The following is an 18,644-nucleotide window of genomic DNA, read 5'->3' as shown; positions in this document are numbered from 1 at the left end:
CCGCCAGACAAGGGACGGCATCCGGAAGGGCGCGGCAAAGAGGCGTTATTTTCGATTTCACGACGTTTGCACTGCATCAACCGTGATTTCGGGCACAAATAAAAGAAGAAGGAGTTTGCGATGACCGAAGCGAAAGCGAAACTGGATTTCGGCGGCAAATCATACGAGTTCGACGTGCGCAAGGGTTCGGTGGGGCCGGACGTCATCGATATCGGGGCGCTCTACAAGGATACCGGCGCCTTTACATACGATCCGGGTTTCACCTCCACGGCAAGCTGTGAATCGGCCATCACCTATATCGACGGCGACGAGGGCATTCTTCTCCATCGCGGCTACCCGATCGAGCAGCTCGCGGAGCACGGCGACTTTCTCGAAGTCTGCTACCTCCTGCTTTACGGCGAGTTGCCGACCAAGGCGCAGAAAGAGGATTTCGACTACCGCGTCACGCACCACACCATGGTGCACGAACAGATGAATCGCTTCTTTCTCGGCTTCCGCCGCGACGCCCACCCAATGGCAGTGATGTGCGGCATGGTCGGCGCGATGTCGGCCTTCTATCACGACTCGACGGATATTTCCGACCCGCACCAGCGCATGGTGGCAAGCCTGCGCATGATCGCCAAGATGCCGACGATCGCAGCGATGGCGTACAAATACCATGTCGGCCAGCCCTTCGTTTACCCGAGGAACGAGCTGAACTACGCCGCCAACTTCCTGCACATGTGTTTCGCGGTCCCGTGCGAGGAATACAAGGTCAATCCGGTACTGGCGCGCGCGATGGAGCGTATCTTCATCCTGCATGCCGACCATGAGCAGAACGCCTCGACCTCGACGGTCCGGCTCGCCGGCTCCTCGGGCGCCAACCCGTTCGCCTGTATCGCGGCCGGTATCGCCTGCCTCTGGGGCCCGGCGCATGGCGGCGCCAACGAGGCAGCGCTCAACATGCTCGCCGAGATCGGCACAGTCGATCACATCCCCGAATTCGTGAACCGGGCCAAGGACAAGAACGACCCGTTCCGGTTGATGGGCTTCGGCCACCGCGTCTACAAGAATTATGACCCGCGCGCCCGGATCATGCAGAAGACCTGCCACGAGGTCCTTGGCGAGCTTGGCATCAAGGACGACCCATTGCTCGACGTGGCGATGGAACTGGAGCGGATCGCGCTATCCGACGAATATTTCATCGAAAAGAAGCTCTACCCCAATGTCGATTTCTATTCCGGCATCACGCTAAAGGCACTCGGCTTCCCGACCACCATGTTCACGGTCCTGTTCGCGGTGGCGCGAACCGTCGGCTGGATCGCACAGTGGAAGGAGATGATCGAGGACCCGCACCAGAAGATCGGGCGGCCGCGTCAGCTCTATACAGGCAAAACGCAGCGCGACTACGTTCCTGTCGCCAAGCGCTGATCCGGCTAAGACATTGCCTCGAAGGCGTCGCGGAAGCGGCGCCTTCCTATTTTCCGGCCTTAACCCTGATCTCGCGAAGGACGATTTCCGCGGCCATTTCCCCAGACGGCTTCGATGTGGACAGCGCCGAGGCGATGTCGTCGAAGCCTTCCAGTTGCGCCGCCCTCTCCAGCGACACGGCCGCCAACTGCTCTATGCGGCGCGCCAGCATGCCCGGGCGTACGAATTCATTATAGTGTTCGGGCACGACCGGACGATCGGCGATGAGATTGGGCAACGAGGCTGTCCACACGCTGATCAGGCCCTTGAGCAGCCGCATGAGCGGATCCGCCTTGTAGCACGCCACCAATGGCACGCGCGCGAGCGCCAGTTCCAGCGATACGGTGCCGGATGCGGCAAGCGCGACGTCGGCTTCGCCGAAGGCCTGCCATTTCCGCTCCTGATCGAGGATGATCTCCGGTTGGTCCGGCCAGCTTTCGATCGTCTGCCTGACGAGGTCCGCCACATGCGGAACCGTCGGGAGCAGAGGGCGCAGCCGGTTGCCACGCTCACGAAGGATGGACACGGTCTCGCCGAAGGCCGGCAGCAGCCCCTTTACTTCGCCGCTGCGGGAGCCCGGCAGGACCAGCAATGTCGTGACGCCGTCTTCCCGCCTTGCGCCAGCGCGCTCGCGCTGTCGCTCCGCCGCACCAAGGATGCCGGGGTCACGCGCCAGACGGTGGCCGACGAAGATGCCGGGTGGCCCGCCGAGCCTTTCAAGCTCCGCTGGCTCGAACGGGAGCAGGCACAGGATCTTGTCGACATGGGGCCGCATCCGCGCCGCTCTCTCCGGCCCCCATGCCCAGACGCTCGGACAGACATAATGAACGACAGGGATGGCAGGGTTTGCCGCACGCACCTTGCGCGCTACCCTCAGCCCGAAGGCCGGCACGTCTATGGTGACGAGACAGTCCGGCTTGTATGCCGCAACCGCGCGCGCGGTCTGCCCGATGCGATAGACAATGCGCGGCAGGTCACGCACGACCGCGCCGACCCCGACGATGGAAATACCGGCGGGATCGAACAGCGACTTCAGGCCAAGCGCCTGAAGATGGCGGCCGCCGACGCCGAACAGTTCGATTTCCCGGCCGGATGCGGCGGCAAGCGCGGAAACGAGATCGGCGCCGAGCAGGTCACCCGATTCCTCCCCCGCGATGATTGCAAGTTTCAGCGGCCGCGTGCCTTCCATCAGGACTCCGATTTGCCGATGCCGAAGACAAAGATGCCGAGTTCGTCGGCCCGCCTGACGGTCTCCGTATGATCGAGTACGAAAGAGCGCCCGGCCTCGACCGCGATCCCGGCGAGGCCCGCCACATGAGCGCCCTCGACTGTCGCGGGGCCGATTGTCGGCAGGTCGGCGCGCAATTCCTGGCCGGGCTTGGCGCATTTGACCAGAACGCCCCGCTTCCTGCCGGCGAGCCGGCCATGATCCCGCAGTTCCCTGGTCCGAGTGAGCAAGGCGTCCGTCCCCCCGATATCTTCCAGCGCCACCGCGCGGCCGCCGATGGCGATTGCCGCCTGCCCTACATCGAGCGCGCCGATCGCGCGCGCCGCCGCGTGGCCGGCATCGATATCCCTCATGTCGGCGGCAAGCGGCTTCCTCTTCGTCATAGGCCCCGCACGCGCCAGGAGATCGGGAACGATCTCGTGGGCGCCGGTCACCTTTATGCCGTTATCCTCGAAATAGCGGGCGACGGCCCGCAGCAAATTGTCGTCGCCGCGCGCGAGCGGAACGATGAAACGCGCCAGCATCGCCACCAGATGCAGGCTCTTGCGCAGCTTCCATGGGTTCGGCCGCCGCGATACGCCCCCTGCAAGCACGATACGGCCGATATTGTGCTGGCGGAGGATCGAAAGCAGGCTTCCGCCTTCCTCCAGCGGCATAAGAATATGATCGTAAGCGGAAAAGCGGTCGTCCGGCCCCTCGCCTTCGAGGGCGACGATGAAAGGCGCGCGCCCCTGTTCGGCAAGTTTCGACGCCACCTCTTCCGGCAGCCTGCCACTCCCCGCGATCACGGCGACGCGGGCTTCGCCAAGGTGTGACGATTGCGTCGGGCCGGTTTCAATCCTCTCCGTCATCATCATCGTCGTCGCCGCCATTGAGCGCGGGCACGGTGAAGTAGCGTTTCCCCCGACTGGTCATGAACTCGATGACGTCGGCGACGGCCTGCGAGCCATTGAAAGCCTTGGCGGCCGTTTCGAGATTTTCCGTAACGGGATGATCGCGATCGAAGATCATCCGATAGGCCTTGCGCAAGGCGAGCAATTCGCTTCTGGGTAGGCCGGAGCGCTTGATCCCGATGACATTATAGCCGCGCAGATGCGCTCTGTTGCCGACCGCCATGCCATAGGGAATGACATCGCCCACGATGGCCGACATGCCGCCGAGGAACGCATGGTGGCCGATGCGCACGAACTGGTGCACCGCCGTCATACCCGAGATAATGACGTTGTTGCCGACTTCGCAATGACCGCTGAGCGACGCATTATTGGCGAAGGTCACGTTGTCGCCGACGACGCAATCGTGGGCGACATGCGTATAGGCCATGAACATGCAGTTATCGCCGACCGTGGTCGTGCCGTGCCCGGTATCGCTGCCGGTGTGCATGGTGGCCGATTCCCGGATGACGCAGTTCTTGCCGATGGTGAGCGTCGTGCGTCCGCCCATGTGCTTGTTGTTCTGCGGCGCGCCGCCCAGCACCGCATTCGGATAGACGACCGTGCCCTCGCCAATCGTGGTGGCGCCGAGGACGGTGACACCGCTCATGAGATTGACGTTGCCGCCGAGTTGAGCGTCGCCGCTCACATGGCAAAAAGGGCCAATCTGGACGCCTTCGCCCAATTGCGCACCGTTCTCGACGACCGCCGAGGCATGAATGGAAGTTGAAGCCATTACACGCTCACGCCATCGGCTTGAAAGACATCATCGCCGAGATATCGGCTTCGGCCACCTTGCCGCCGTCCACCAGAGCCTCGCAGGCGAAGCGCCAGATATTACCGCGCTGCTTGATCTTCCGGACCTTGATCTCGACGCGGTCGCCGGGCACCACGGGCTTGCGGAACTTCGCGTTGTCGATGGTCATGAAATAGACGAGCGCCGGCATCTCGTTGCCGGAATTCTTGATGCAGATGGCGCCGGCGGTCTGCGCCATTGCCTCGACGATCAGCACGCCCGGCATCACGGGCTGTTGCGGAAAATGGCCTTGGAAATGCGGCTCGTTGACCGTGACGTTCTTGATGCCGGTCGCGGAACTGTCGCCGTCGATATCGACGATGCGGTCGACCAGCAGAAAAGGGTAGCGATGCGGCAGGAGCTTCATCAACTCCATGATATCCGCCGCTTCGAGCACTTTGGTGGTGTCGGTCATTGCGGTTCGCTTTTCCGTGGCCTGCTCTTCGACATCTTGCGCAAGCCGGCGATCTGGCGGAAGAATTCGCGGATCGGAACGGCCGGCGTTCCCGCCCATATCCCACCGGCGGGCACGTTGTCCATCACCCCGCTGGAGGCGGCGAGCTGCGCGCCGGTGCCCAACGTGATGTGATCCGAGACGCCTACCCTGCCGCCGAGCATGACGAAATCGCCGAGCGTGACGGAACCCGCGATACCGCATTGCCCCGCGACGATGCAGCCTCTTCCGATCCTCACATTGTGCGCGATCTGCACGAGATTATCGATCTTCGTGCTTTCGCCGATCACCGTGTCGGACATCGCGCCACGGTCGATCGTGGTGTTGGCGCCGATCTCGACATTGTCCTGAATGATGACGCGGCCGAGTTGCGGGATCTTCTCCGGGCCGTTCGGCCCCGGCACATAGCCGAAGCCGTCCTGACCGATCCTTGCGCCCCCATGGATGATCACGCGGTCCCCGACCAGGGCGGAAAGGAGGTTCGCGCCCGGTCCCACGTAACAATTTCTGCCAATGCGGCAGTTCGGGCCGACGACGGCATTGGCGGCGATGACCGTACCCGCGCCGATCCCGGCGCCGGCGCCCACCACCGCGCCGGCCTCGATGATGGCGCCGGGCTCCACCTCGGCGTCCGCGGCGACATGCGCGGCGGGCGAGATGCCCGTCTCACCGGTGATGGGACCCGGCCGGGCGGCCAGGGGGTAGAGCACGCGTGTGGCCGCGGCAAAAGCATAGACCGGCCTGCCCGAAATCAGGACAGCCATATCCGGCGGTGCGTATCCGGCGATTTCCTGGTTGCAGATGAGCGCCGCTGCACGCAAGCCCTTCGGCAGCGCTCCATGCCGCTTGCCGTCGATGAAGACCAGCATGCCTTCGCCGCCGTCCTGAACAGGGGCGACACCCCGTATCTCGGCGTCGGAAAACCTGGCGTTGGCGAGCTTCGCGCCCGTAAGCGAAGCGATCTCGCCGGCCGTATAAGCGCGCGACGGTGCGAAGAAGACAGGTTCCGCCATGACGCCGCGCGCTTTGCTATGCCTCTTCTTCTCGGCCCTCGCCGGGCCGGAAGGGATTGTCGTACCGGTCAGAATTGCGTCGACATGCCGAAGTTGAAATTCTGGACCTTGTCGCCCTTCTCTTTCACGACCGGGATCGCATAGTCGAGCCGGATCGGACCGAAGGGCGACGCCCACATCAGGCTGATGCCTGCCGACGCACGCCATTTCATGCCGGTGCCGGCGGTGCAGTTCGAACCGGGGACCGGAGTGAACGCTGCATCAAGGCACTCATTCTTGAGGTCATTGCCATAGAGCGTTGCCGCGTCGGCGAAGACCGCACCCCTGAAACCGAGGCTAGGGGGAACGACGGGCAACGGGAACTGCAACTCAGCTGTCGCATTAAAGTAGGTCGTGCCGCCGAGATGATCTCTCGAGTCCTTGTCGTATGGGCCGATGCCGTTGTATTCGAAGCCGCGAATTATACGATCGTTGCTCTGGAACAGATCGAAGATACGGGCCCCGTCATCGCCAAATCCATGGATATAACCGGCGCCGCCTGAAAGAAGGGCCACCAGGTCCATCTGTTCAGAGATGGTCTTGTAGTAGCTCGCGCGCGCCGTGAACTTCACGAAATTGGCGTCGCCCCCGATACCGGCATACTCAGTCGTGAACTTGGCATAAATGCCGTCGGCAGGATTCTTGATGTCGTCGATCGTATTGTAGATGAGCGAACCGCTAACCGAAGACTTGAGCCACGGGCTGTTCTCGATCGCATCGCGGATAACGTTCGAAAGATCGCAATGGCCAAGCGTGGCACCGCTGCCGCAGTCACGATAATCATACTTCTCGCTGACGATGTTGTAGGCGAATTGCGTCGACAGCGCGTCCGTGATCGGCAGGCCGAAGCGGATCGTGCCACCGGTCAACTGGCTGTCATAATGATCATACTGCCGTGTCGAGCGGTAGATATCGAAGCCAGCGGAAATTCGCCGTCCGAGGAAATACGGCTCGGTGAAGGAAAGCGCGTAGTCGCGCGAACCGTCGAGCCCGCCGCCGGCGGAAACGCGGATATACTGGCCGCGGCCGAGGAAGTTACGCTCGGAGATCGATCCCTGCAGCGAGATGCCCTTGCCGCTCGACGACGTCTCGCCTGTGGAATAGCCGGCGCCGATGTTGAACTGGCCGGTCGACTTCTCCACCACGTCCACGATCAGGACAACCCGGTCCGGCTCCGAACCCGGCGCCGTCGAGATGTTGACGGAGGTAAAGTAGTCAAGATCCTCCAGCCGCTTCTTCGCCCGCTGGATGAGCACCTGGTTGAAGGCGTCGCCCTCGCCGATGTCGAATTCGCGGCGGATGACATAGTCACGCGTACGCGTATTGCCGCGGATTTCGATGCGCTCGATATAAGTGTGCGGACCTTCATCCACGGCATAGGCGACGGAAATGGTCCTGTTCTCGAAATCGCGGTCGCCACGAGGCGTCACCCGCGCGAAGGCGTAGCCGAGGCCCGCCATGTGCTCGGTCAGCGCGGTCAGCGAATCCTCGACATTCTTGGCGCTGTAGATGTCGCCCTTATGGCTCTTCAGGAGCGCGTTCAGCGAGTTGGCGTCGACACCTTCGATGCTGCTGTCGATCGTAATGTCGCCGAACCGGTAACGCTGGCCTTCATCCACGGTGATATTGATCGTGTATTCGTTGTTGGCGTCGTTCAGGTCGGCCGAAGACGACACGACACGGAAATCGGCGTAGCCATGATTGTAATAGAAGCGGCGGAGCGCCTCCTCGTCGACCCTCAGCCTGTCCTCGCTGTAGACATCGTTGCGCATCAGGAAGGAGAGGATGTTCGATTTCTTGGTCGAAATCACATCCGACAGGCGCCGGTCGCTGAAGGCCTTGTTGCCGATGAAGTTGATGGCCTCGATCTTGGTGCGGCCACCTTCGTTGATATGGAAAACGACGTTCACGCGGCCTTCGCCCAGGTCGATCACCTGGGGCGAGACGGTCGCGTCGCTGCGTCCGATATGATCGTAGGCTTCCTTGATCCGCTTGACGTCCGCATCCATGATGGCGTTCGAGAACGAACCCTGCGATTTCATCTGGATCCCGCGCGCCAGGTCCTCGTCCTTGATCTTCTTGTTGCCGACGAAGATCACCTGGTTGACGGTCGCGTATTCCGAGACCTGGATTATCAAGGTGCCGCCGGCCTGGTTGATCTGGACATCCGAGAACAGCCCGGTCGAGAACAGCCGCTTTACGGCGGCGTCGATGTCGCCGCTACTGAACGGCTTGCCCGGCTTGATGGACAGGTAATTGCGGATCGTCGCCGAATCGACGCGATGATTCCCACGGACCTCGATATTGCTCACCACCGCCGCGTGAGAGGCGGAAACTGCCACCAGTCCGAATACGGTTGCAACCGGGACACTCAGGCCCACATAAAGAGCCGCCGCCATGACGGCGCTCAGAATTCTCGAAGTTACCTTCATCGGGCCTCTTTACCTTTTCCCGTAGTCCCCTAGGCGCGAAATCCCGGATATCGGCAGCCACTCCCAGACCGTAATAGCCGGATTTTCCCTACACGCAAGGTATCTGGTTAATTTGTATTTACTTAACCGATAGGCGTGGCATTCGCGTCACGCCTATCGAAGCGCATGGTAAACGCTGTCTCAATTCTGGACATTTTCGGGCGGTGCGTCGCCCCTTCCCTCCACTCACGTCCGACAGCCAAAAATATCATTCCAGAACACGAACCCCATGAACAGGAGAACGGCAAGCAACCCCGCCTTGTAGACGATATCGACAACCTTCTCCGATACCGGCCGTCGAAACACCGCTTCCAGCGCATAGAAAAGCAGGTGCCCGCCGTCCAGCGGTGGAATCGGCAGCAGATTGAGCACGCCTATACCCACCGACAACAAGGCGACAAGTTGTATCAGCCACTCGAAGCCCAGCTGCGCCGCCTTGCCCGCCATGTCCGCGATCTTGACGGGGCCGCCAAGCTGGCATCTGTCCTCGCGTCCGACGGCGAAGCGGCTGAGGAAGTCCCCGGTGCGGCCGATGATTCGCCACGTCTCGACAGTCGCCTGGGCGAACGCCTCGACGGGCCCGTAGGAGACGACGTGCGGCTGGCCCAGCGTCTGGTCGTTGACCACACCGATGACGCCGACCTTGATCTTGTTGCCAAGCGCGTCGGTCTCCTCGGTCAGTCTGGGCGTGGCGGTCAGCGTGACGTCCTTGCCACCCCGCTTTACGACGAAGCGAAGCGCCTCGCCGGCGTTGGGCGACACCAGGCGCTGCACGTCGGCGAACGTCTCCACCTTCACGCCGTTCACGGAAACGAAGCGGTCGCCGGGCATGAAGCCGGCCACCGCAGCCGGGCTGTCCGGCTGCACATTCGCCACCATCGGCTCGGCCACGTAGCGGCCGTAAGTGGCGAAAAGAACAGTGAAAACGGCGATCGTCAGCAGGAAGTTGAAGAACGGCCCCGCAAAAACGGTTGCCGCCCGCTTCCACAGCGCCTGCGTGTGGAAAGCCACCTTCCGCTCTTCGCTGGTAAGCGCCTCCATCCCCTCGGGATCGGGGGTGCTGGTGGCGCTCATGTCGCCGACGAACTTCACATAGCCGCCAAGCGGGATGAGGCAGAGCTTCCAGCGGGTCCCGCGCCGGTCGTTGAAGCCGGCGATTTCCGGCCCGAAGCCGATCGAGAACGCCTTCACCCCGATGCCGCACCAGCGGCCGACGAGGTAATGACCCATCTCGTGCACGAAGACGACGACCGTCAGCACGAACAGGAACGGCACGATCGTGCCGATCAGGACGCCGTTGGTGCTGAAAAGGGAAGAGAGCATTCCTGGAGGCGTTCCTTCGGCTTGGTTCCGCGACCAGCGGCCCCGTGGGTTGCGATTCGATCCCGGCGATTCGATGGCCGGAATATAATGCTATTACGGGCCGAAGAAGCCATGCGACGGCTGGTCCATCCCGCCGAGCGCCGCGCCGATCAGATAAAGGGCGAAGCCCGCGGCCACAAGCCCGTCGACGCGGTCCATCAGGCCGCCATGACCGGGGATGATGCGGCTTGAATCCTTTACGCCGAAACGTCGCTTCACCGCCGATTCGAAAAGGTCCCCCGCCTGCGCCACGACCGCCAGCACAAATGCCGCCACGGTCACGACAGCCATAGCGCCGGAGCCCGCCGCGGCGGCTGCCGCCACACCTGCCATGACACCCGCGGCCGTACCGCCGATCGCCCCGCTCCAGGTTTTCCCGGGCGAGATCGATGGGGCGAGCTTCGGCCCACCGAGCGCCTTTCCGGTGAAATAAGCGGCGATGTCGGTCGCCCAGACGACGGCGAACAGGAAAAGGACGACTTTCAGCCCGGCTCCGTCGTCGCCCCGCAGCAAGGCAAGACTGACGGCCGCAATGCCCGCGTAGGCAAGCGCCGCAGCGGCGGACGTCTCGCGACCCAACCCCAATCCGGCGGCGAGCGTGACGCCGATGCCGGCCAGCAGGACGACGGCCAGTGCGCCCGCCGAAAATCCCGAGACGAGCATGGCCGCGACGACAGCCAGCGCAAAGCCACCGATGGCCCAGCGATGGATTCGAAGCCCCGCCATCGAAACCCATTCGTAATAGACCAGCGCCGCGCCGAGAATTACCAACAGCCTGAAGGGGATGCCCCCCAGCCATGTGAGCCACAGTACAGCGCCCGCCAACACGATGGCGGACAGCGCTCGTGTCTGAAGATTGTTCATCCCGCCTCGCGAAGCGGCCCGCCGCTCATCCGGACTGGCGCTCACAATGCCACGTCTTGCGCCGCGACCCCGCCGAACCGGCGGTCGCGGGACGAATAGATTTCGATCGCCTCCGCCAGCTTGCGCCGGTCGAAATCAGGCCAGTAACAGGGCATGAACACCAATTCGCTGTAGGCGGCCTGCCAGAGAAGGAAATTGGAAAGGCGCTGCTCGCCGCTCGTGCGGATGACGAGATCGGGATCCGGCATCGCGGCCGTATCCAGGAAAGCCTCGAAAGATTCGGGCGTTATCTCTCCCGCGGTAAGGTTCCCGGCCGCCATCGCCTGTGCGAGTTTCCGCGCCGCCCGCGCGATCTCGTCCCTGGCGCCATAGTTGAAGGCGATCACCAGGTTCATGTTCGTATTGGTTTTCGTAAGTGATTCAGCTTCATCAAGAAGCATCTTGATATCCGACGCGAGGTTTTCCCGGTCGCCGATCACCAGCACCCTGACACCGTTCCGATGCAGTTCGGCAAGGTCGCGGCGGATGAAAAGCTTGAGCAGTCCCATGAGGTCGCTCACCTCGGCCTTGGGGCGTGTCCAGTTCTCCGAGGAAAAAGCGTAGACGGTCAGCCAGGGAATGCGCATGTCGCCGGCCGCGCGCACCGTCTCGCGCAACGCCTCGACGCCTGCCCTGTGCCCTGCGGCACGCGGCAGGCCCCGCGCCTTCGCCCAGCGCCCGTTGCCGTCCATGATGATCGCGATATGCGTCGGCTTCGCCATCCGCTTCTTTCGCCAGCCTGCTCGGCGTGGTTCAGACCTGCAGGATTTCCGCTTCCTTCTCGCCGAGAAGGCTATCGATGGAAGCGATGGTGTCGTCTGTCAATTTCTGCACGCGGTCGGAATGGACACGGCTGTCGTCCTGGCTGATTTCCCCGTCCTTCTCCGCCTTCTTGATATGCTCCATGCCGTCACGGCGCACATGCCGCACCGCGACCCTCGCCTGCTCGGCATATTGATGCGCGATCTTCACAAGCTGCTTGCGCCGATCCTCGGTAAGTTCCGGCAGGGGAATTCTGAGCGTCGCGCCGTCCACGATCGGGTTGAAGCCGAGGTTGGATTCGCGGATCGCTCGGTCGACCGCTCCCACCATCTGCTTGTCCCAGACCGAAACCGAGATCATGCGCGGTTCGGGGACTGTTATCGTGGCCACCTGGTTGACCGGCATCGACGTGCCATAGGCATCGACATTGACCGCATCGAGAAGGTTGCCCGAGGCACGGCCGGTGCGGAGCGATGCCAGATCGTTCTTGTAGGCATGAATGGCGCCGTCCATGCGGCGTTGCATGTCGTTGAAATCGATGGAGTTGCTCATCTAGACGCCTCCCGTACCGGCCGCCGAACCCAGGATCGACCTGCCTTCCAAATTGAAGCCGTTTCCGGCACTACGCATCCGACACGACGGTGCACCGGCCCTCACCCCTGAGGATTGCGCCGAAGCCGCCTTTTTCGTGAATGGAGTAGACGATTATGGGGATGTTGTTCTCCCGCGCAAGCGCAATCGCCGTTGTGTCCATAACCAGCAGGCCGTCATTCAACACCTGCTCGTGAGTTATATGATCGTAGCGTTTTGCCGAGGGGTTCCTCTTCGGATCGTCCGAATAGACGCCGTCGACCTGTGTTCCCTTGAAAAGAGCGTCGGCGCCGATCTCAGCGGCCCGTAGCGCGGCTGCCGAATCGGTCGTGAAGAACGGGTTGCCGGTACCGCCGGCGAAGATCACCACCTTGCCGGCATCGATATAGGCCGTCGCTTGGCGTTGCGAGAAGCTTTCGCACAATTCCGGCATGGCAATCGCAGAAAGAACAACGGCATCCACGCCGATCTTCACAAGCGAGGTGCGCAGTGCCAACGAGTTAATGACCGTACCGAGCATCCCCATATGGTCGCCGGTGACGCGGTCGCCTCCCTTCGAAGCGACGGCGACGCCACGGAAGATGTTGCCGCCGCCGATCACCACCGCCACTTCGACGCCCATCTGGCGCGCCTCGGCGATGTCGGCGGCGATGCGGTCGACGACGGAAACGTCGATGCCGAACCCCTGTTCGCCCATCAATGCTTCGCCGGAAGCTTTCAGAAGCACGCGGCGGTAGCGGGGTGTTTCCGGCATGTTTTCCTCGAAATGGTGGAAGGCGGAACCCGGATACACGAAGGGCACCGCGATGTCACGCGATGCCCTCATGGAACGTGAAGCCTTTGAACAGGCCTACTTCTTCACGGCGGCCGCAACCTCGGCGGCAAAGTCGGACGTCTCGCGCTCGATACCCTCGCCGAGGGCGAAGCGGACATAGCCGGTGATCGTGGCCGGCGCGCCGATATCCTTCGCCGCGTCCTTGAGCGCCTGCTCGACGGTCAGGTCGGGATTGACCACGAAAGCCTGCTTGAGGAGCACAACTTCCTCATAGAACTTGCGCATACGGCCCTCGACCATCTTCTCGATTATCGCTTCCGGCTTGCCGGATGCACGCGCCTGCTCCGAGAAGATCGCCTTCTCGCGGGCGACCGCGGCCGCATCGATCTCCGCCTCGGTCAGCGCCATCGGCGTTATCGCCGCGACATGCATCGCGACCTGACGGCCGAAAGCGCGAGCTTTTGCGGCGTCTCCAGCCGTCTCGACGGCAACCAGCACGCCGATCTTGCCGAGATTGTCGGCCGCGGCGTTGTGGATGTAGGTCGCCACGGCGCCCGACTTCACCGAGAGCTTCGCCGAGCGACGGAAACCCATGTTCTCGCCGATCGTGCCGACCGCATCCTTGATCGTCTCGGTCACGCTCTTGCCGGAACCGGGATAGGCGGCGTTCGCCACCGCCTCGCTCGAACCGTCGGTCGCAAGCGCCACCTGCGCTACATTGCGCACGATGTCCTGGAAGGCGTCGTTGCGCGCTACGAAATCGGTCTCGGAGTTGACCTCGACCACCACGGCGGAAAGATCGTTGGCCGCAACGCCGATCAAACCCTCGGCGGCGGTCCGTCCGGCCTTCTTGTCGGCCTTGGCGATGCCCTTCTTGCGCAGCCAGTCGACCGCGTCCTCCATATTACCGTCGGTCTCGGTAAGAGCCGCCTTGCAATCCATCATGCCCGCGCCTGTCATGTCGCGGAGTTCTTTCACCTGTGCTGCGGAAATGCTCATCTTTGCCTCGTCATTCAAATACGCAAAAGCGCCGGCCATTGTGGGGCGGGCGCCGATGCGACGGAAATGTTCGGAGCGCGGCAAAGCGCGCTCCCTCGAACTATAAAGCCGCTAAGCCCGGATCAGGCGTTCGCGGAGCCCTCGACGGAAGCCGGGGCTTCGGGTTCGGCCGGTGCATCTGCCGCGGCTTCTTCCAGAGCCGGTTCCACCGGCGCCTCTTCGGAAGCGCCGATATCAACGCCGAGCGCACCTTGCTGGCGGGCGATGCCGTCGATCGCCGCCTTCGAGACCAGGTCGCAATAAAGCGAGATGGCGCGTGCGGCGTCGTCATTGCCCGGCACGGCGTAGTCGATCTTGTCCGGATCGCAGTTGGAATCGACGATCGCCACGACCGGGATGCCAAGCCGCTTGGCTTCCTGGATCGCGATCGCTTCCTTGTTGGTGTCGATCACGAATATCAGGTCCGGCGTCGAGCCCATGTCCTTGATGCCGCCGAGCGCACGGTTCAGCTTGTCGCGCTCACGATCGAGCGTAAGGCGCTCCTTCTTGGTGAAGCCCTGGGCCTCGCCGGCGAGCAACTCGTCGAGCTTGCGCAGGCGCTGGATCGAGTTGGAGATCGTTTTCCAGTTGGTGAGCATGCCACCCAGCCAGCGCGAATTGACGTAGTATTGCGCCGAGCGCTGCGCCGCATCGGCGACCAGTTCGGACGCCTGGCGCTTGGTGCCGACGAACAGCACGCGGCCGCCGCCGGCGACCGTGTCGGATATGACCTTCAGCGCCTGGTGCAGCATCGGCACCGTCTGCGAGAGATCGATGATGTGAACATTGTTGCGGGCGCCGAAGATATAGGGCGCCATCTTCGGGTTCCAGCGGTGGGTCTGGTGGCCAAAGTGAACACCAGCTTCCAGAAGCTGGCGCATGCTGAAATCAGGCAGAGCCATTCAATCGTCCTTTCCGGTTCAAGCCTCCACGAATCCTGACGACCGGAATTTCCAGGCCGCCACCGGCGGTCTCCGCCGGATTTCTCCCGGACGAAAACCATGATCCGTGTGTGGAATGAGCGCGCATATAGAGGCTCGGCAAAGGAAACGCAAGCCGTGGGTACCGGGCTTGCCCGGGCGACGCTTAGCCTATGTCGAAACGTTCGCTGCCACGGCCGCGCGAACGAGCGCCGTCAGCGCCTCCTCGTCGATCCGGTCGCCTTTGCGGATATCGATGGCGCGCCTCGTATTGCCATCGAGGCTGGAGTTGAAAAGGCTCGAGGGGTCCTCCACCGACGCGCCCCTGGCGAAGGTCATCTTCACCTTGTCCCTGTAGATCTCGCCGGTGCAGATGATCCCGGCATGCTCCCACACGGGAACACCCAGCGGGTTTGACGGCTTCCGCCATTTCACCACTTCGACCATCTCGGGATCGGCCGCTCGGATGATCTCCCTGACCCTGGCCAGCGCTTCGCCGCGCCAGTCGCCAAGCCGTTCGATCTTCTGATCGATCAGTTCGGAGGCGGAGGCTTCTTCATCTGCTTTCATTCCACCGCTTCCTCTACGGGCGTTCCTCCCGCACATCGCGGAGAGACAGGCCGGTGCACCTTTTACGGATTATATCCGGTCGCGCGTTTCCACGAAATACGGCAGGAAGAACATGTAGAGTCCGCTGAAAAGCATCAGGAACAGCGGAGGCAGCGGCGAATACACTATCCAGGCGGGCGGTTGCCCAAATGCCATGGTGATGAAATTGGCGACAACCGCCAATGTGAAAACGATTGCCAGCCAGCGATGTGCCTGGCGGATCCAGCTATTCCAGTTCAATCGAACCTCCACGGTTTGCATCCGGTTCCGGATAATCTCTAGTCCATCCGCCCGAGCACTTGCTCGAGATTGGCAAGGAACTGCTGCCACCCGTGTTTCGCGCCGCCATAGGCCTGTTTCTGATCCGGTCGGAAGCCCTTCTGCTCCATTCGCAACCGGGTGCCGGCATTCGTTGGCGCAAGCGTAAAGGTCACCATGCTCCGCAGATCGTAGGCGGCATCTTCGTGCCTGAAATTCCAGGTGTATGCCAACGTCCTGTTCTGCTCGACAGTCAGGACCTCGCAGTCGAGAACACCGCCCCACTCTCCGCTAAGATTGAAATTGTGGCCGACGACAGGCTCAAAATCGTTCTTCATGAGCCATTCCTCGATCAGGTGAGGCTGCGTGAGCGCGCGCCAGACCTTTTCCGGCGGGAAAGCGATCTCCCGCTCGACGACGACGGAAAGGCCTTCGGACGACATTTCATTCATTGGTCCATCCTTTTGAGCAGGTCTTCAAGTTTGTCGAACCGGCCTTCCCAGAAGTTTGCCATCTGGCTCGACCAATCGACCAGCGGCGCCAAGGCACCGGGCTGAGGGCTATAGTGCGTTTGACGTCCTTCATGGCGGTCACGAACCAGCCCGGCTTGCTTAAGGACGCCGAGATGCTTCGAGACGGCCGGTTGCGAGATTCCGGCCTGCGCCGTCATCATGCCGACCGTCTGTTCTCCCCCGCGACAAAGTCGCTCGAAGATTGCCCGGCGGGTCGGGTCGGCAAGCGCCCTGAAGAGTGCGTCGTGAGTGTCGGTCATTCTACATCGATAACTTTATGGTTATGGATCAACCTATAACCATGCGGATATATATCCGTCAAGGGCCTCGATGCTTCCTGAAAATCCGGCTCGGATTCCGCGCGACCGCCTATTGCTTGCACTTCTCCTCGTGCGGGTCGAACGTGGCGAGATTGACCAGCCTGCCCTTCACCGAGAAATCGCCGTAGTCCATCAGGAGATCCCGCGTGATGCCGTTGTCGTGCAGCTTGAGCGAGATGCTGTAGGTCGGCAGCATTCCGCTCCCCTTGCCGCCGCTCGTATCGAAATAAGCGATCGTCACTGGCCAGTAGCGGTCGTGCTTCAGGCTGCCGAGCGCGACATATTCCGGATCGTCCTGTTTCGTTTCCGTGCGCTTGCCGACGACGACCGTCGTCGCCATCACACGATCCGCGTTGTCCGAACCGTCGAAGAGGCTAGTTTCATAAAAGTGCTCGCCATGCTCGGCCTTGCCGAGAAGTTCGACGAGGTGCTGCGTCGGAAACCATGTTTGTTGCAGCGACATTTCCGCCTTCTGCGGCTTGGTCAGCTTGACCGTAATGCCATCCGGACCGCGTGTCGCCGTGCCCTTGACCTCCTTGTCCAGTTCCTGATCGACCAGGGATTTCGTCACGAAGCTGAACGTCTTGCCGGCGCCATCCTCGAAGGTGGTCGTCTGCTGGTCGGTAAGCCGGGACACGTCATCGGTGTTGATACGCGTGACATAGCGGAAATTCGTCGTGTACCCCTCGCAGGGCGAGCCACTGAATTCGTAGACCATGCGGCCGCTGAGGCTGGTGATTCCCGACTTGTCGCTCGCCTTGTCGAGCGCGAGATCGTAAATCGCCCGATGTGACACGAGAAACCGTGCGGAGGCCTGCTGCGCGCCGAACGCACCGAGCAAGACGGCGGCAATCAGAAACTGGCGGATGAAGCCCATACGGGGGAACTCCGGTGGGGGATGCCGAGAGCGAATTTTCGGCAGGCTCGGAAAAAGTCGTGGCGGAAGCGAGGCGGAAAAGATAGGCCTCCCCAAAGCGGATAGTCATTTATTCAAGAGGAATATGGAATGGTCGACACCATACAAATGCGGCTCGACGCCCACGGCATCGTCCTGCCCAGGCCCGCAGCGCCCGCGGCGAATTACGTGCCCTTCGGCCGGGCCGGCAACCTGCTCTTCATTTCCGGCCAATTGCCGCTGAAGGACGGCAAGCTCATCTCCACCGGCCTGCTTGGGCGCGATCTGGACGTCGCAGCGGGCCAGGAAGCGGCAAGGCTGTGCGCCATCAACATCCTCGCGCAGGCACAAGCGGCACTCGGCGATCTCGAACAGCTAAAGAGCGTACTCAGGATTTCGGTCCTCGTCGCTTCGACGCCGGATTTCACCGACCAGCATCTCGTCGGCAACGGCGCTTCCGATCTTCTTGCCGCCATCCTCGGCGAGCGCGGCAAGCATTCACGGGTTGCTGTCGGGATGGCTTCGTTGCCGCTCAACGCCCCGGTCGAAGTCGAATCCATCATCGAGGCAAAGTAATTCCATGATCGCCATTCCCTGGCTTGCCGAACGGCCGATCGCGCATCGCGGCCTCCACGATCTCAACAAGACTTGTTGGGAAAACACGCTGTCGGCTTTTCGCAAGGCCGTTCACCACGACTATGCAATCGAGTGCGACGTGCACCTTTCAAGCGACGGCGTCCCGGTCGTCTTCCATGACGACGATCTGAAGCGGCTGACCGGCCGCGACGGGCAGCCCTGTGACCATCCCGTCGCGGAACTTACTGCGATGAAGATCGGCACGAGCAACGACACCATCCCTACTCTTGGAGAGATGCTGAAAACGGTCGCCGGCAAGGTGCCGCTGGTCATCGAACTGAAGGGCACCGAGGGCAAGGATGACGGCCTTGTCGCCAAGGTTGCCGGGCTGCTCGCCGGCTATAAGGGCAAGGCTTCCATCATGTCCTTCGATCATTGGCTGATCAGGCAATTTCCCAAGGACGCGCCGGGCATACCCGCCGGCCTGACCGCGCTCGGCCAGACGGACAAGGACATCGAAGGGCACTTCGCCATGCTGGCCTATGATCTCTCCTTCGTCTCTTATTGTCTCGCCGACATGCCGAACCGCTTCGTCAGCCTCGTGCGCGAACAGCTTTCCATGCCGGTGATAAGCTGGACGGTGCGTGATCAGACGGCAGCCGACCTCACCTTCAAATACGCCGACCAGATGACCTTCGAGGGATTTATTCCCGAGGTGGCGACCGTCTGAACACGGCGCGCCAC

General features: G+C 62.0%; 21 protein-coding genes. 3 read left to right on the top strand and 18 right to left on the bottom strand.

Translation table 11 applies throughout. From position 1 onward, the window contains the following. Positions 1-120 precede the first annotated feature (120 nt). Positions 121-1,410 carry a citrate synthase gene (gene gltA, locus RBH77_RS14565; protein ID WP_311028317.1) on the top strand — a complete coding sequence of 430 codons (1,290 nt, stop codon included), beginning with the start codon at positions 121-123 and terminating at the stop codon, positions 1,408-1,410. 46 nt (positions 1,411-1,456) lie between these two features. Here gltA and RBH77_RS14560 read toward each other — a convergent pair whose 3' ends face one another. The 18 genes from RBH77_RS14560 to RBH77_RS14475 form a co-directional block, all read right to left on the bottom strand. After that, complete coding sequence (locus RBH77_RS14560) at positions 1,457-2,638, bottom strand: lipid-A-disaccharide synthase (protein ID WP_311028316.1); 1,182 nt, start codon at positions 2,636-2,638, stop codon at positions 1,457-1,459. Further along, the gene (locus tag RBH77_RS14555; protein ID WP_311028315.1) at positions 2,638-3,534 is read right to left on the bottom strand and encodes an LpxI family protein; all 897 of its coding nucleotides are present in this window, start codon (positions 3,532-3,534) and stop codon (positions 2,638-2,640) included. The genes RBH77_RS14560 and RBH77_RS14555 overlap by 1 nt, the downstream gene beginning before the upstream one ends. After that, positions 3,512-4,342: an acyl-ACP--UDP-N-acetylglucosamine O-acyltransferase gene (gene lpxA / locus RBH77_RS14550; protein WP_311028314.1), complete on the bottom strand. Its 831-nt coding sequence runs from the start codon at positions 4,340-4,342 to the stop codon at positions 3,512-3,514. Before lpxA ends, RBH77_RS14555 begins: the two co-directional genes overlap by 23 nt. Positions 4,343-4,349: 7 nt before the next feature. Further along, positions 4,350-4,817, bottom strand: a complete 468-nt coding sequence (gene fabZ, locus RBH77_RS14545; RefSeq protein WP_311028313.1) for a 3-hydroxyacyl-ACP dehydratase FabZ — start codon at positions 4,815-4,817, stop codon at positions 4,350-4,352. Beyond that, positions 4,814-5,869, bottom strand: coding sequence for a UDP-3-O-(3-hydroxymyristoyl)glucosamine N-acyltransferase (gene lpxD, locus RBH77_RS14540; protein ID WP_311028312.1), 1,056 nt, complete (start codon positions 5,867-5,869; stop codon positions 4,814-4,816). Before lpxD ends, fabZ begins: the two co-directional genes overlap by 4 nt. Positions 5,870-5,937: 68 nt before the next feature. Then, positions 5,938-8,340 (bottom strand): outer membrane protein assembly factor BamA, encoded by a 2,403-nt coding sequence (gene bamA / locus RBH77_RS14535; protein WP_311028311.1) that lies wholly within the window; start codon positions 8,338-8,340, stop codon positions 5,938-5,940. Positions 8,341-8,565: 225 nt separating this feature from the next. Beyond that, the gene (gene rseP, locus RBH77_RS14530) at positions 8,566-9,702 is read right to left on the bottom strand and encodes an RIP metalloprotease RseP (protein ID WP_311028310.1); all 1,137 of its coding nucleotides are present in this window, start codon (positions 9,700-9,702) and stop codon (positions 8,566-8,568) included. 93 nt (positions 9,703-9,795) lie between these two features. Beyond that, on the bottom strand, positions 9,796-10,605 hold the full coding sequence (locus tag RBH77_RS14525; RefSeq protein WP_311028309.1) for a phosphatidate cytidylyltransferase: 810 nt from the start codon (positions 10,603-10,605) through the stop codon (positions 9,796-9,798). A 41-nt stretch (positions 10,606-10,646) separates the two neighbouring features. Then, positions 10,647-11,366, bottom strand: a complete 720-nt coding sequence (locus tag RBH77_RS14520) for an isoprenyl transferase (RefSeq protein ID WP_311028308.1) — start codon at positions 11,364-11,366, stop codon at positions 10,647-10,649. A 31-nt stretch (positions 11,367-11,397) separates the two neighbouring features. Beyond that, on the bottom strand, positions 11,398-11,958 hold the full coding sequence (gene frr, locus RBH77_RS14515; protein ID WP_311028307.1) for a ribosome recycling factor: 561 nt from the start codon (positions 11,956-11,958) through the stop codon (positions 11,398-11,400). A 70-nt stretch (positions 11,959-12,028) separates the two neighbouring features. Next, positions 12,029-12,751, bottom strand: coding sequence for a UMP kinase (gene pyrH, locus RBH77_RS14510; RefSeq protein WP_311032553.1), 723 nt, complete (start codon positions 12,749-12,751; stop codon positions 12,029-12,031). 96 nt (positions 12,752-12,847) lie between these two features. Continuing rightward, a complete protein-coding gene (gene tsf, locus RBH77_RS14505) occupies positions 12,848-13,771 on the bottom strand; it encodes a translation elongation factor Ts (protein ID WP_311028306.1) in 924 nt (307 codons plus the stop codon). A 122-nt stretch (positions 13,772-13,893) separates the two neighbouring features. Beyond that, complete coding sequence (gene rpsB, locus RBH77_RS14500; RefSeq protein WP_311028305.1) at positions 13,894-14,712, bottom strand: 30S ribosomal protein S2; 819 nt, start codon at positions 14,710-14,712, stop codon at positions 13,894-13,896. A gap of 189 nt (positions 14,713-14,901) precedes the next feature. Beyond that, positions 14,902-15,300, bottom strand: coding sequence for a DUF1801 domain-containing protein (locus tag RBH77_RS14495; protein ID WP_311028304.1), 399 nt, complete (start codon positions 15,298-15,300; stop codon positions 14,902-14,904). 69 nt (positions 15,301-15,369) lie between these two features. Beyond that, entirely contained in the window at positions 15,370-15,579 is a 210-nt protein-coding gene (locus RBH77_RS14490; RefSeq protein ID WP_311028303.1) for a hypothetical protein, read from the bottom strand. Positions 15,580-15,617: 38 nt separating this feature from the next. Continuing rightward, a complete protein-coding gene (locus RBH77_RS14485) occupies positions 15,618-16,049 on the bottom strand; it encodes an SRPBCC family protein (protein WP_311028302.1) in 432 nt (143 codons plus the stop codon). Continuing rightward, positions 16,046-16,369, bottom strand: coding sequence for an ArsR/SmtB family transcription factor (locus tag RBH77_RS14480; RefSeq protein ID WP_311028301.1), 324 nt, complete (start codon positions 16,367-16,369; stop codon positions 16,046-16,048). Before RBH77_RS14480 ends, RBH77_RS14485 begins: the two co-directional genes overlap by 4 nt. 109 nt (positions 16,370-16,478) lie before the next feature. Then, positions 16,479-17,306, bottom strand: a complete 828-nt coding sequence (locus tag RBH77_RS14475; RefSeq protein ID WP_311028300.1) for a cell envelope integrity EipB family protein — start codon at positions 17,304-17,306, stop codon at positions 16,479-16,481. Positions 17,307-17,435: 129 nt separating this feature from the next. Between RBH77_RS14475 and RBH77_RS14470 the strand changes: the two genes are divergently transcribed. Continuing rightward, the gene (locus RBH77_RS14470; RefSeq protein WP_311028299.1) at positions 17,436-17,900 is read left to right on the top strand and encodes a RidA family protein; all 465 of its coding nucleotides are present in this window, start codon (positions 17,436-17,438) and stop codon (positions 17,898-17,900) included. A 4-nt stretch (positions 17,901-17,904) separates the two neighbouring features. Then, positions 17,905-18,630, top strand: coding sequence for a glycerophosphodiester phosphodiesterase (locus tag RBH77_RS14465; RefSeq protein ID WP_311028298.1), 726 nt, complete (start codon positions 17,905-17,907; stop codon positions 18,628-18,630). The last annotated feature ends 14 nt before the right edge of the window (positions 18,631-18,644 follow it).

The organism is Mesorhizobium koreense (assembly GCF_031656215.1).
Taxonomy (GTDB): Bacteria; Pseudomonadota; Alphaproteobacteria; order Rhizobiales; family Rhizobiaceae; genus Mesorhizobium_L; species Mesorhizobium_L koreense.
The sequence above is the reverse complement of the archived record's forward strand: the minus strand, read 5'-3'. Positions and strand labels throughout refer to the sequence as shown.

Bases quoted from the DNA above. Each gene is read 5' to 3' on its own strand.
- gltA (WP_311028317.1), top strand. From the start codon at position 121: ATGACCGAAGCGAAAGCGAAACTGGATTTCGGCGGCAAATCATACGAG.
- RBH77_RS14560 (WP_311028316.1), bottom strand. From the start codon at position 2,638: ATGGAAGGCACGCGGCCGCTGAAACTTGCAATCATCGCGGGGGAGGAA.
- RBH77_RS14555 (WP_311028315.1), bottom strand. From the start codon at position 3,534: ATGATGATGACGGAGAGGATTGAAACCGGCCCGACGCAATCGTCACAC.
- lpxA (WP_311028314.1), bottom strand. From the start codon at position 4,342: ATGGCTTCAACTTCCATTCATGCCTCGGCGGTCGTCGAGAACGGTGCG.
- fabZ (WP_311028313.1), bottom strand. From the start codon at position 4,817: ATGACCGACACCACCAAAGTGCTCGAAGCGGCGGATATCATGGAGTTG.
- lpxD (WP_311028312.1), bottom strand. From the start codon at position 5,869: ATGGCGGAACCTGTCTTCTTCGCACCGTCGCGCGCTTATACGGCCGGC.
- bamA (WP_311028311.1), bottom strand. From the start codon at position 8,340: ATGAAGGTAACTTCGAGAATTCTGAGCGCCGTCATGGCGGCGGCTCTT.
- rseP (WP_311028310.1), bottom strand. From the start codon at position 9,702: ATGCTCTCTTCCCTTTTCAGCACCAACGGCGTCCTGATCGGCACGATC.
- RBH77_RS14525 (WP_311028309.1), bottom strand. From the start codon at position 10,605: ATGAACAATCTTCAGACACGAGCGCTGTCCGCCATCGTGTTGGCGGGC.
- RBH77_RS14520 (WP_311028308.1), bottom strand. From the start codon at position 11,366: ATGGCGAAGCCGACGCATATCGCGATCATCATGGACGGCAACGGGCGC.
- frr (WP_311028307.1), bottom strand. From the start codon at position 11,958: ATGAGCAACTCCATCGATTTCAACGACATGCAACGCCGCATGGACGGC.
- pyrH (WP_311032553.1), bottom strand. From the start codon at position 12,751: ATGCCGGAAACACCCCGCTACCGCCGCGTGCTTCTGAAAGCTTCCGGC.
- tsf (WP_311028306.1), bottom strand. From the start codon at position 13,771: ATGAGCATTTCCGCAGCACAGGTGAAAGAACTCCGCGACATGACAGGC.
- rpsB (WP_311028305.1), bottom strand. From the start codon at position 14,712: ATGGCTCTGCCTGATTTCAGCATGCGCCAGCTTCTGGAAGCTGGTGTT.
- RBH77_RS14495 (WP_311028304.1), bottom strand. From the start codon at position 15,300: ATGAAAGCAGATGAAGAAGCCTCCGCCTCCGAACTGATCGATCAGAAG.
- RBH77_RS14485 (WP_311028302.1), bottom strand. From the start codon at position 16,049: ATGAATGAAATGTCGTCCGAAGGCCTTTCCGTCGTCGTCGAGCGGGAG.
- RBH77_RS14480 (WP_311028301.1), bottom strand. From the start codon at position 16,369: ATGACCGACACTCACGACGCACTCTTCAGGGCGCTTGCCGACCCGACC.
- RBH77_RS14475 (WP_311028300.1), bottom strand. From the start codon at position 17,306: ATGGGCTTCATCCGCCAGTTTCTGATTGCCGCCGTCTTGCTCGGTGCG.
- RBH77_RS14470 (WP_311028299.1), top strand. From the start codon at position 17,436: ATGGTCGACACCATACAAATGCGGCTCGACGCCCACGGCATCGTCCTG.
- RBH77_RS14465 (WP_311028298.1), top strand. From the start codon at position 17,905: ATGATCGCCATTCCCTGGCTTGCCGAACGGCCGATCGCGCATCGCGGC.